The 11,057-nt window shown below is 64.6% G+C and carries 11 protein-coding genes; 5 read left to right on the top strand and 6 right to left on the bottom strand.

Annotated elements, in window-relative coordinates:
• Nucleotides 1–100: 100 nt before the first annotated feature.
• The 3 genes from prfB (at nucleotide 101) to D4754_RS11390 (ending at nucleotide 3,671) form a co-directional block, all read left to right on the top strand.
• On the top strand, nucleotides 101–1,222 hold the full coding sequence (gene prfB / locus D4754_RS11400; RefSeq protein ID WP_121063623.1) for a peptide chain release factor 2: 1,122 nt from the start codon (nucleotides 101–103) through the stop codon (nucleotides 1,220–1,222).
• Between the two features lie 204 nt (nucleotides 1,223–1,426).
• Nucleotides 1,427–2,827, top strand: coding sequence for an amidase (locus D4754_RS11395; RefSeq protein ID WP_121064064.1), 1,401 nt, complete (start codon nucleotides 1,427–1,429; stop codon nucleotides 2,825–2,827).
• Between the two features lie 64 nt (nucleotides 2,828–2,891).
• Nucleotides 2,892–3,671, top strand: coding sequence for a DUF2189 domain-containing protein (locus D4754_RS11390; RefSeq protein ID WP_121064062.1), 780 nt, complete (start codon nucleotides 2,892–2,894; stop codon nucleotides 3,669–3,671).
• A gap of 185 nt (nucleotides 3,672–3,856) precedes the next feature.
• On the opposite strand, the gene D4754_RS11385 is transcribed toward D4754_RS11390, so the two are convergent.
• The 3 genes from D4754_RS11385 to D4754_RS11375 form a co-directional block, all read right to left on the bottom strand.
• Nucleotides 3,857–4,081, bottom strand: coding sequence for a hypothetical protein (locus tag D4754_RS11385; protein ID WP_121063621.1), 225 nt, complete (start codon nucleotides 4,079–4,081; stop codon nucleotides 3,857–3,859).
• Nucleotides 4,078–5,253 (bottom strand): aromatic ring-hydroxylating oxygenase subunit alpha, encoded by a 1,176-nt coding sequence (locus D4754_RS11380; RefSeq protein ID WP_240453850.1) that lies wholly within the window; start codon nucleotides 5,251–5,253, stop codon nucleotides 4,078–4,080. Before D4754_RS11380 ends, D4754_RS11385 begins: the two co-directional genes overlap by 4 nt.
• Nucleotides 5,254–5,352: 99 nt before the next feature.
• Nucleotides 5,353–6,120, bottom strand: a complete 768-nt coding sequence (locus tag D4754_RS11375) for a helix-turn-helix domain-containing protein (RefSeq protein ID WP_121063619.1) — start codon at nucleotides 6,118–6,120, stop codon at nucleotides 5,353–5,355.
• 267 nt (nucleotides 6,121–6,387) lie between these two features.
• Between D4754_RS11375 and D4754_RS11370 the strand changes: the two genes are divergently transcribed.
• The gene (locus D4754_RS11370) at nucleotides 6,388–6,732 is read left to right on the top strand and encodes a hypothetical protein (RefSeq protein ID WP_121063617.1); all 345 of its coding nucleotides are present in this window, start codon (nucleotides 6,388–6,390) and stop codon (nucleotides 6,730–6,732) included.
• A gap of 105 nt (nucleotides 6,733–6,837) precedes the next feature.
• On the opposite strand, the gene ilvN is transcribed toward D4754_RS11370, so the two are convergent.
• From ilvN to D4754_RS23965, 3 genes are all read right to left on the bottom strand, one after another.
• On the bottom strand, nucleotides 6,838–7,398 hold the full coding sequence (ilvN, locus tag D4754_RS11365; protein ID WP_121063615.1) for an acetolactate synthase small subunit: 561 nt from the start codon (nucleotides 7,396–7,398) through the stop codon (nucleotides 6,838–6,840).
• A 36-nt stretch (nucleotides 7,399–7,434) separates the two neighbouring features.
• The gene (locus D4754_RS11360) at nucleotides 7,435–9,186 is read right to left on the bottom strand and encodes an acetolactate synthase 3 large subunit (protein ID WP_121063613.1); all 1,752 of its coding nucleotides are present in this window, start codon (nucleotides 9,184–9,186) and stop codon (nucleotides 7,435–7,437) included.
• A gap of 165 nt (nucleotides 9,187–9,351) precedes the next feature.
• Entirely contained in the window at nucleotides 9,352–9,765 is a 414-nt protein-coding gene (locus D4754_RS23965) for a hypothetical protein (RefSeq protein ID WP_163025888.1), read from the bottom strand.
• A 125-nt stretch (nucleotides 9,766–9,890) separates the two neighbouring features.
• On the opposite strand from D4754_RS23965, the gene D4754_RS11355 reads away from it, so the two are divergent.
• Nucleotides 9,891–10,982, top strand: a complete 1,092-nt coding sequence (locus D4754_RS11355) for a TRAP transporter substrate-binding protein (protein ID WP_121063612.1) — start codon at nucleotides 9,891–9,893, stop codon at nucleotides 10,980–10,982.
• The last annotated feature ends 75 nt before the right edge of the window (nucleotides 10,983–11,057 follow it).

Raw genomic sequence — 11,057 nt, 5'->3', positions numbered from 1 at the left:
TTTAAGCGTCTGTGGGCCGGGCGCGGGTCCGCGCGCCGGCTTGCTGCCGGGGGTGGTCGGGTGTATTCAGCCGATCTACGCTGAAGCAAGAGGCAGTCCCATGCGCGCGGAAACGCAAACGCTCATCTCCGAGATCGAAAAGAGCCTGGCGCTGCTGGCGCAGCGGATGGATTACGAGACCGCCCCGCACCGGCTGGAAGAGTTCAACGCGCGTGTCGAGGATCCGGACCTGTGGAACGATCCGGACGCCGCGCAGAAGCTGATGCGCGACCGGCAGATGCTGGTCGACGCGATGAAGACCTATGACGGGATCGCGCAGGATCTGTCCGACAATGTCGAGCTGATCGAGATGGGCGAGATGGAAGACGACGCGGAGGTCGTGGCGGAGGCCGAGGCCGCGCTGGGCGCGCTGGCCGAGATGGCGGCGCAGAAGGAGCTGGAGGCCTTGCTGGACGGCGAGGCCGATGCCAACGACACGTTCCTTGAGATCAACGCCGGCGCCGGCGGCACCGAGGCCTGCGACTGGGCCGCGATGCTGCAGCGGATGTATGTGCGCTGGGCGGAAAAGCGCGGCTACAAGGTGGAACTGCAATCGGAAGAACCGGGCGCCGAGGCGGGGATCAAGTCGTGCGCCTACAAGATTTCCGGGCACAATGCCTATGGCTGGCTCAAATCGGAATCGGGCGTGCATCGTTTGGTACGGATTTCGCCCTTCGGGAAAGGCACGCGGGAGACATCCTTCGCGTCGATCTGGGTCTATCCCGTTGTCGACGACAATATCGATATCGAGGTGAACCCCGCCGATATCCGCATCGACACCTACCGGTCGTCGGGCGCGGGCGGGCAGCACGTGAACACGACGGATTCGGCCGTGCGGATCACGCACCATCCCACGGGGATCGTGGTGACGTCGTCCGAGAAATCCCAGCACCAGAACCGCGACATTGCCATGAAGGCGCTGAAATCGCGGCTGTACCAGCAGGAACTGGACCGCCGGAACGCGGCCATCAACGAGGCGCATGAAAGCAAGGGTAGCGCGGGTTGGGGCAACCAGATCCGCTCCTACGTGCTGCAGCCCTACCAGATGGTGAAGGACCTGCGAACCGAGCACGAGACATCCGACACCAAGGGCGTACTGGACGGCGACCTGGATGCGTTCATGGCGGCGACGCTGGCCATGGACGTGTCGGGCAAGAGCCGGGCCGAGGCACAGGCGGAGTAAACCGCGCCTCTTCCGCGCGCCCACCCGCCCACCCCGCGCGCAAGAGGCGCGGCGCGTTCCGACCGGGTTGGTTCGCGGTATTATCTGTCCGTGACGTGCCACGCACGCGGGAATTTTCGACGCCGCGGCAGAACTCCCTTGTTCCCGGTGGCAAAGCCCCGCCACAATGCCGTCCGAACGACAGCCCCCGGGAGAGATATGGCGATGAGCATGCTGGAGAAATCGGCGTCGGACCTGCTTGGCGATCTGGCATCGGGCGCGCTGTCCGCGGCCGACCTGATGGACGCGACGCTGGCGCAGATCGCGGACGTCAACCCGACGGTCAATGCCATCGTGGCGTTGCAGGATGCGGAGCGCCTGCGCGCGCAGGCCGCCGCCGCCGATGAAGCGACCGATCGCGGTCCGCTGCATGGCCTGCCCATCGCGGTCAAGGACCTGGTCGAGGTCGAAGGCATCGTGTCGACCCATGGTTCGCCGCTCTTTGCTTCTCATGTGCCGAAGACGGACGACATCCTGGCCGCCCGTTTGCGCGCGGCGGGGGCGATCCTGATCGGCAAGACCAACGTGCCGGAATTCGGCCTGGGCTCGCACACGTTCAACCCGGTCTACGGGGCGACGCGGAACCCTTACGATCTGGGCCGGACCTGCGGCGGATCTTCGGGCGGCGCCGCGGTGGCGCTGGCCACGGGGATGCTGGCGCTGGCGGACGGGTCGGACATGATGGGCTCGCTTCGCAATCCGGCGGCGTGGAACAATGTCTACGGGTTGCGGCCCACCTATGGCGTCGTCCCGGCCGAGCCCAAGGGCGACACCTTCCTGAAGCAGATGGCCACGCTGGGCCCGATGGCGCGGAGCCCTGCCGATATCGCGCTGCTGCTCGACGTGATCGCGGGCCCTGATCCGCGGCAGCCGCACGGGCGGGACTACACGGCGATCAGCCCGGTCGCGCCGGCCGACCTGAGCGGTCTGCGCGTGGGCTGGCTGGGCGACTGGGGTGGGGCGTTCCCGTGCGAGGCCGGGATCCTGGACCTGTGCGAGACCGGCTTGCAGGTGTTCGCGGATCTCGGTGCCAAAGTGGACCCTGTCGCACCGCCGTTCTCGGCCGACGCGATGTGGGACAGCTGGATCACGCTGCGATCGTTCCTGACCGGCGCGGGCCTTGGGCCTTTGACCGAGAAGGGAATCGAGCTGAAAGACAGCGCGATGTGGGAGATCGGGCGCTACCGCGAGATGACGGCCGAACATGTCCATACCGCCAGCGTGAAACGGTCGGCCTGGTTCGAGACTGCCGCGCGGCTCTTCGACACCTATGACATTCTCGTGCTGCCCACGGCGCAGGCCTGGCCCTTCGATATCGACCTGCCCTGGCCGACCGAGATCGAGGGGACGGCGATGGACACCTATCACCGCTGGATGCAGGTGACGGTGCCTGCCAGCCTGATCGGCCTGCCCGCACTGGCGGTGCCGGCCGGGTTCGGGGCGGCGGGCCTGCCCATGGGCATGCAACTGATGGCGCGGCAGGGCAGCGATGCGCGCCTTCTGGCCATCGGCGAGGCCTATCACCAGGCGACGGAGTGGCCGCAGAAACGGCCGCCCGTGCTGTAACAGCGCGCGAAGGGTCTTGGGAGGGACCCGCGAGAGGGAGGAGAAAACGATGCAGGATGCAACGATGGCAGAGCCGGCCTTCGGCGTGCCCGACCTGCGGCCCGTGACCGCGGCCGACATGCGCCGGGCGCTGAAGCTGGGCTGGCGCGATTTCCGCCGCGCGCCGGGCTACGGGCTGGCCTTCGCCGGGGCCTACGTTCTGGCGGGCTGGGCGATGGCCTGGATCACGCTGGCCACGGGCACGTCGTTCTGGCTGATCCTCGCAACCATCGGCTTCCCGCTGATCGGGCCTTTCGTGGCGGTGGGGCTTTACGAGGTGTCACACCGGCTGGAACTGGGACGCCCGCTGATCCCGCGCGAGATCATGGGCGTTGTGCTTCGGCAGGGTGCGCGGCAGCTGCCGTCGCTCTGTGCCGTGATCGTGGTGGTGTTCCTGTTCTGGTTCTTCCTGGGCCACATGATCTTCGCGCTGTTCCTGGGGCTTGCGACGATGACCAATATCTCGACCTCGGCCGAGGTGTTCCTGACCGCCGACGGGCTCATGATGCTGGGCATGGGCACGCTGGTGGGCGCGGGATTTGCGCTGCTGCTCTACATGATCACGGTGCTGGCGATCCCCCTGCTGCTGGACCGGGAGGTAGACTTCGTCACGGCGATGATCACGAGCTTCGGCTACGTCCAGCGCAACCTGGTGCCGATGCTGATCTGGGCCGCGCTGATTGCCGTCACGACCTTTCTGGCCATGCTGCCCGGGTTCCTGGGGCTACTGATCGTGCTGCCGGTCTGGGCGCATGCGAGCTGGTGGCTTTACGCGATCCTTGCCGGGCACCCGGCGGCGGGGTGAACCTCGACCGGTGGCGCGGCTTTGTAGCAAGAAGGGGGCTCTGCCCCCGCCGCCCGTTCCGGGCGACTCCCCCGGAGTATTTGGAGAAAGAAGAACAAGGGGGGAGTGCGCCCGGCTTCTTCTTTTCCCAAATACTCCCGCCGGAAGCATTCAGACGGAAAAGCGTGGGGCCGGGTCAGACAATGTCAGGCAGTTTCGCGGCCCATGGAGATGAGCTGCGCCTTGAGGGCCTCCGCCTGCGCAAGCCCCGCATCAAGCGCCCAGACATAGGCGTGGGTCAGGAAGAAGGCCTGCTGGCCGCCGTCTCCCGCTCCAAGTGCGGCCTGACCGTAGAGATCGGCCAGCGCGGCCTTGTCGTGGCGGGCATGGGCGTCCTGCAGCAGGGCATCGAGCGTCGCGGGGTCGGTCATTCGGCGGCCAGCGGCGTGTCGGTTTCCATCATCTGGCGGGCGACCCAGTCGTGAAAGAGGTGCGTCGGTCCGTCCATGGCGGGCGAGAAGCGGCCGCCGTCGAAGCCGGGCGCCGCGCGGCCGCGTTGCATGCCTTCGACGACGAAGACGTCTTCCTTGAACACGCCCTCCCACAGCGCGGCATTCTGGGCACGCATTCCGGCGTCGGTTTCAGGGGTGGCGTAGTAGATGTTCACCTTCTCGGAGGTGCGGTCACGGGCCACGGGCACCAGCACGATGGAATAGGCGTGATCGCGGTGCACGCCCAGCAGCACGTTCGGGAAAGCCGCGACGTATTCTGCCGCCGTGTCCCAGATCGGGGGCAGGTCCGCGAAATCGGGGAAGGTCGCGCCGTTATCGCCCCGGAACTGGCGGTAGACATATGTGCCCTGGCCCGAAAACGCGCCCGGTTCCTCGATATGGTAGTGATCTTCCAGCCGGGAATAGCTGTTCAGGCCCGGATGCACCCATGGCAGGTGGTAGCTTTCGCAGTAATTCTCGACCGCCAGTTTCCAGTTGCAGCCCACGTCCAGCGTGAAGCGGCTGTCTGCTCCGGAATGGTGCAGCGGCCTGTCGAAATCCGCCCAACGGGAGATCAGCTTTTCGAAGGCGAACTCGAACGCGGGGGCCTGACCGTCGAGATTGATCCAGACAACGTCGCGCCAGAGATGGGATCGGACCTCGATCAGCCCCAGCGTGGTGCGGTCGATGCCGGGATGGGCGTTCTGGCCCGGGCCGCCGACATGGGGCGTGCTGACCAGCCGCCCATCGGTTGCATAGCACCACGAATGGTAGGGGCAGCGTATCACGCCTTCGAAGCGGCCGGGTTCTTCCACGAGGATCATGCCGCGGTGGCGGCAGACGTTCTGGAACACGCGCACGGCGCCCGCACGGTCGCGGACGAGCAGGAGCGGCATGCCGAGGAAGGTCAGGGGCACCGCGTCGCCCGGCTCCGGCACATCGGCGCCGACCGCCAGCCCGGCCCACTGGCGGGCAAACAGCGCGCGGGTTTCGTCCTTGTGGACCGCGTCGTCCGTGTAATGGGCGTTGGGCAGGCCCGAGGCGCTATCGATCTGCCGGCGCACCGCGGCGAGCGGGGCGAAACGGTTGGGCATGTCTTGGGGCATCGGCATGGGCACACACTCCGTCAAGGTCCATGCGAATGATGGCATGTGAGACCTTAAGGAGCCGTCTGTGCACGACGCCGAGACGTCGCTGTGAGGCGAAAATAGCTACGAGAAGGGCGTGTTGGGCTGCAGATGCCGCCGGTGCAGCGGCATGGCGTCGGCCAGATGTTCTTCCGACACGAATCCCATCTGGCGGCCGGCGGCCATCACCTGCGGCCATCCCTTGTCGAGATATTCGTAGACCAGCCGCGTGGCGCGGGGGGCATTGGCCGTTTCGGGCACGGTGCGGGTCGTGTAGCCGACCCAGAAGTTGTTATTGAAGGACGCCGTCCGCGCCAGGTAGTTGATCGAGCTGGTCATCGCGTTCTTGCGCGACGCGATCAGCACCAGCCCGTCTTCATGGCGCGAGGCATAGCCGCGGTATTCGCGGGTTTGCGGATCGAGCGGCAGATCCTGCTGGCGCAGCACCGCTTTCGATTCATAGCCGCGCAGAAGGGTATAGGGCCCTTTGCGCATCACGAAGAGCAGGCCCACCAGGAACTGCGACTGGTTGGCGAAGCTGCGGCGGGAGAAGCGGTAGAAGCCGCTGGGGAAGAGCGATTCCGGGATGTCGGCCACGCCTGCGCCCACGTAGCCGCCCAGAAACGCGCTGCCCAGCAGGTCGTCGCGCGTCGCGACGCTTTCGACCGGTTCCAGGATGATGCGGGCGTCGACCTCGAAAAAGTTGCAGATGCGCTGCAGCACGTCCGGGCGCGGGAAGCTTTCGCCCGAAAGATACCGGTTGAACTGGGTGCGGTTGATCCCCAGCTCGCGCGACAATTGCGAGATGGATCCGCGCGACTGCGACAGCCGGCGGAGGTTCTCGCCCAGCATGCTGCGAAGCTCCTGGGGTGATCGGGCTTGATTTTTGCTACCCGTCATGGTTGAAGGCGTGGCAGATCGCCCCTCATAGATAGAAAATGGTGGTGCCGGCGATCAGTGGGGCCCGAGTTGACGCGCTCCAACGTCATGGCTGACGCTATTCAGCTGCAGAACCTAAACACCTTGACACAAATTGCAAGCACGCGACGCTGGTTTTTTCCTCGTGTGGCGGCTTGAATTTATCCCATAGTTTAAGGGATTTAAGGGAAGGGCTTTGCGATGCTTGGTGTTGTTCTGTGGCGTGACAAAACTGACGAAAACGCATTGATCTGGTGCGAGGATCACGGTGACCTGGCCGTCTGCATGCGCAAGGGGCAGGCAGAGCAGCCATCGCTGCACGTGGGCGATTGCGTCCAGTTCGACCTGGCACTTGACGCGGATGTGCGTCTGGCCCGCAATCCCAGGATCGTGCAGGAGCAGATGTATCCAGATATCGCGGACCGGCTGAAGACGGTCACGGATACGCCCAAGGCGGCCGAGACCAGGACCGGCGGGAACGTGGTTTCCTTTGCCGATGTACGGGCCCGGCGGTCGGCCAATCAGCGGTCGCTTCAACCGGCCTGATGTCTGCCTGGCTAGGGGCAGGGTGGGGGCGCTGCCCCCGTCCGCCGTTGCGGGCGGCCTCCCCAAAGGTATTTTCTGACCAAAGAAGGCAAGGCGCGGTGCCCGTCAGTCGCCGCGCAGCAGGGCGGCGATGCCGGTGCGGGCGATTTCCACAAGGCCCAGCGGGCGCATCAGATCGGCCAGCGCGTCGATCTTTTCCGGCGTGCCGGTGATTTCGAACACGAAGCTCGACAGCGTGCTGTCGACCACCTTGGCGCGGAAGATCTCGGCGATGCGCAGCGCCTCGACCCGCTTGTCGCCCTGGCCCGCCACTTTCAGCATCGCCAGTTCACGTTCCACCGCGCGGCCCTCGACCGTCAGGTCGTGGACTTCGCGCACGGATACGATGCGCCCCAGTTGCGCCTTGATCTGTTCGATCACCTGCGGCGTGCCGGTGGTGACGATGGTGATGCGCGACAGGTGGCCGGTATGGTCGACCTCGGCCACCGTCAGGCTGTCGATGTTGTAGCCGCGGCCCGAAAACAGGCCGATCACGCGGGCCAGAACGCCCGGTTCGTTTTCGACCAGCACGGCCAGCGTGTGGCGTTCTTCGACATCCGAAAAGGTGGGTCGTAGGTTGTAGGCGGAATGGCTCGTCGAGCCTTTCTTGATGTGTAGCGCGGACATGTGCGTTTCCTGCAATCGGAGAGGGTGGTGCGGCCGTCAGACCAACACCGAGCCCTTGCTGTCGATGACGCCCTGGGTATCGGCTTCGCCCAGCAGCATTTCGTTGTGCGCCTTGCCCGACGGGATCATCGGGAAGCAGTTTTCGTGCTTTTCCACGAGGCAATCGAAGATCACCGGACCGTCGTGGTTCAGCATCTCCATGATCGCGTCGTCCAGATCGGCGGGATCCTTGCACAGGATGCCCTTGGCGCCGAACGCGTCTGCCAGCTTCACGAAATCGGGCAGTGATTCCGACCAGCTGTGGGAATAGCGCTCGCCGTGCAGAAGCTCCTGCCACTGGCGGACCATGCCCAGGCGTTCGTTGTTCAGGATGAACTGCTTCACCGGCAGATCGAACTGCGTGACCGTTCCCAGCTCCTGCATGTTCATCAGCCACGAGGCTTCGCCGGCGACGTTGATGACCAGCGCCTCCGGGTGCGCGATCTGCACGCCGATGGACGCGGGGAAGCCATAGCCCATGGTGCCGAGGCCACCGGAGGTCATCCAGCGGTTCGGATCCTCGAAGCCCAGGAACTGCGCCGCCCACATCTGGTGCTGGCCCACTTCGGTACAGATGTAACGGTCGCGGTCCTTGGTCAGGGCTTCCAGACGCTCAAGCGCGTATTGCGGTTTGATCGTCTTGGTGGAGCCATTGTAGGCGAGGCAGTTGATCTTCTTCCATTCGGCGATCTTGCTGCGCCAGCGGGTCAGGCCTTCGGCATTTGTCTTGGAGCCGCGGGACTTCCAGATCGACAGGACCTCTTCCAGCACGGTGGCCACGTCGCCCACGATCGGGATGTCGCAGCGGACGACCTTGTTGATCGACGACGGGTCGATATCGATATGTGCTTTCACCGACCGGGGCGAGAACGCGTCGATCTTGCCGGTGATCCGGTCGTCGAAGCGCGACCCGATGGCGATCAGCAGGTCGCAATCGTGCATGGCCATGTTGGCCTCGTAGAGCCCGTGCATCCCCAGCATGCCCAGCCAGTGCTTGCCCGACGCCGGGTAGGCGCCAAGACCCATCAGGGTCGAGGTGATGGGAATGCCGGTCGCCTCCACCAGTTCGCGCAGCAGGCGCGAGGCTTCGGGGCCGGAATTGATCACGCCGCCGCCGGTATAGAAGACAGGCTTCTTGGCGGTCTCGATGGCCGCGACCAGCTCGGCGATGGATTCATTGTCGCCCTTAACCTGCGGATTGTACGTCGATTTCTCCGGTGCGGGCTTCTTGTACGCGCCAGTGGCGAACTGGACGTCCTTGGGGATGTCGACCAGTACCGGGCCGGGACGGCCGGTGGTGGCGACATGGAAGGCCTCGTGAATGACGCCCGACAGCTTGTCGGTGTCCTTCACCAGCCAGTTGTGCTTGGTGCAGGGGCGGGTGATGCCGACGGTATCGGCCTCCTGGAACGCGTCCGAGCCGATCATGAAGGTCGGCACCTGGCCCGTGAGCACGACAAGCGGGATCGAATCCAGCAGTGCGTCGGTCAGCCCGGTCACCGCGTTGGTGGCGCCGGGGCCGGATGTCACAAGAACGACGCCGGGCTTGCCGGTGGATCGTGCGTACCCTTCAGCGGCGTGGACGGCGCCCTGTTCGTGACGAACGAGGATATGGCGGATCTCGTTTTGCTGAAAGATCTCGTCGTAAATCGGTAGTACCGCGCCGCCAGGATAGCCGAATACCGTGTCCACACCCTGATCCTTCAGGGCCTGGATCACCATTCTCGCTCCGGTCATCTCACGTGTCATCGGGTCTACTCCATCTGCGACACTTGCCATTTCGGCACAAAAAAACCCCCGAGGATGTCGGGGGCGCATGGGTTGGATTATGGTTAACCGTTACCGGCCCATGCGCGTTCGTCCTACGATTACTACTAGTGCGGACATTTCCGGCTCCTTCGTGCGAGGCGGACGTTATGGGCGCATGTCTGTGGCGTCAACACGGAAAACACCCATCGGCAGACAAATGTTGCGCCGAACAGGGGTCTTCACGCAACTTCCGTAAGAAGGTTCCGGGCGCCAATTCTCCGGCGCGATCGGGCGCGGACCGATCGGCATGCGAAGGGCGAACCTTCCGAATTGCGAATTCAATTCCCATAAAGCGCTATCGCTTTGGATGGTCCAATTAAATTGAGATACCTTTGGCGAGGCTTCGTTAGATTTGTGAAACAGTTCGAATCGGATCTTGTCGTTGCCGCGGTGCGGCATGCCCGAAAGGGCGCCAAGCTGCTGCAAAATGGTCACAATTTCGCGCGGCGGATACGTAGAACTACGGATCGGATTAATGGTCGCCCTGCAATTTCCACTTTCCCCGACGGGAAAGGGCAAGGACCGGGCAGTTCGCACTGTTCAAGGCCGGGCCACTGCCGCTAGGGTGCGTCCATTCACACCGGGCCCGCATTGATCCGCGGGTCGAACCAAAAAGTGAATCCTAGCGGAGGAGTAGACAAACAATGGATCGCCGTTCCTTTCTGAAGACGTCCGCCATCGGCGGAACCGCCGCCGCAACTGGCGGCGCGCTGGCCGCGCCGGCCTATGCGCAAGGCAACCGGACCCTGACCATGGTCACCACCTGGCCCCGCGGGCTTGCAGGTGTGTGGGATTCGGTCGAGCGGGTCGCTAACAACGTCACCGCCCTCACCGATGGCCAGATCACCGTTGAGCCCAAGGCGGCCGGCGAACTCGTCGGCGCGTTCGAGGTATTCGACGCCGTGACCGCGGGTCAGGCTGACATGTACCACGGGGCCGACTACTACTTCGTCGGTCAGCACCCGGCATTCGCCTATTTCACCGCCGTGCCCTTCGGCATGACCGCGCCCGAAATGATGACCTGGTACTACGGCCAGGACGGCATGGCGCTGCACCACGAGCTGGGCGAGATTTTCGGCATCAAGTCGTACCTTGCGGGGCAGACCGGTGCACAGGGCGGCGGCTGGTTCCGTAACCCGGTGAATTCCGCCGACGACTTCAAGGGTCTCAAGTTCCGCATGCCCGGCCTTGGCGGCCAGGCGCTGTCGAAACTGGGCGCGTCCGTGCAGAACGTGCCGGGTGGCGAGATCTACCAGGCGCTGTCGACCGGCGCGCTGGACGCGACCGAATGGATCGGCCCGTGGTCGGACGAAAAGCTGGGCCTGCAGGAAGTCTGCCAGTACTACTACCCCGCCGGCTTCCACGAGCCGGGCGCGGCGCTTTCGGTTGCGACCAACCTGGAAGTGTTCGACAGCCTGACCCCGGCCCAGCAGAAGGCGATCGAGATCGCCTCGGGCGAAGCGCACCAGGCCAACTATGCCCAGTTCATCGCGAACAACGGCCCGGCCCTGTCGCGCCTGATCTCGGGCGGCACGCAGATCGAGACGTTCTCGGAAGACATCTGGGATGCGTTCGGGTCGGCCTCCATCGAGGTGCTGGAAGAGTACACGAACGACGACATCTTCAAGAAGATCCACGACTCGGCCCAGGCGTCGATGCGCGAATCCTCGGGCTGGCTGTCGCAGTCGGACAGCGCCTACACCACCCAGCGGAACCGCGTTCTGGAATCCCAGTAAGCCGGGCAGCTCCCACAACACGGGCCGTGCGCGTAACATCGCGCGCGGCCAATTCGCATCTCGGGGACGGGACGT

Source organism: Chachezhania antarctica (genome assembly GCF_003646465.1).
In the GTDB taxonomy this organism is placed as follows: Bacteria; Pseudomonadota; Alphaproteobacteria; order Rhodobacterales; family Rhodobacteraceae; genus Chachezhania; species Chachezhania antarctica.
This window is presented reverse-complemented; position numbering and strand designations above follow the sequence as displayed.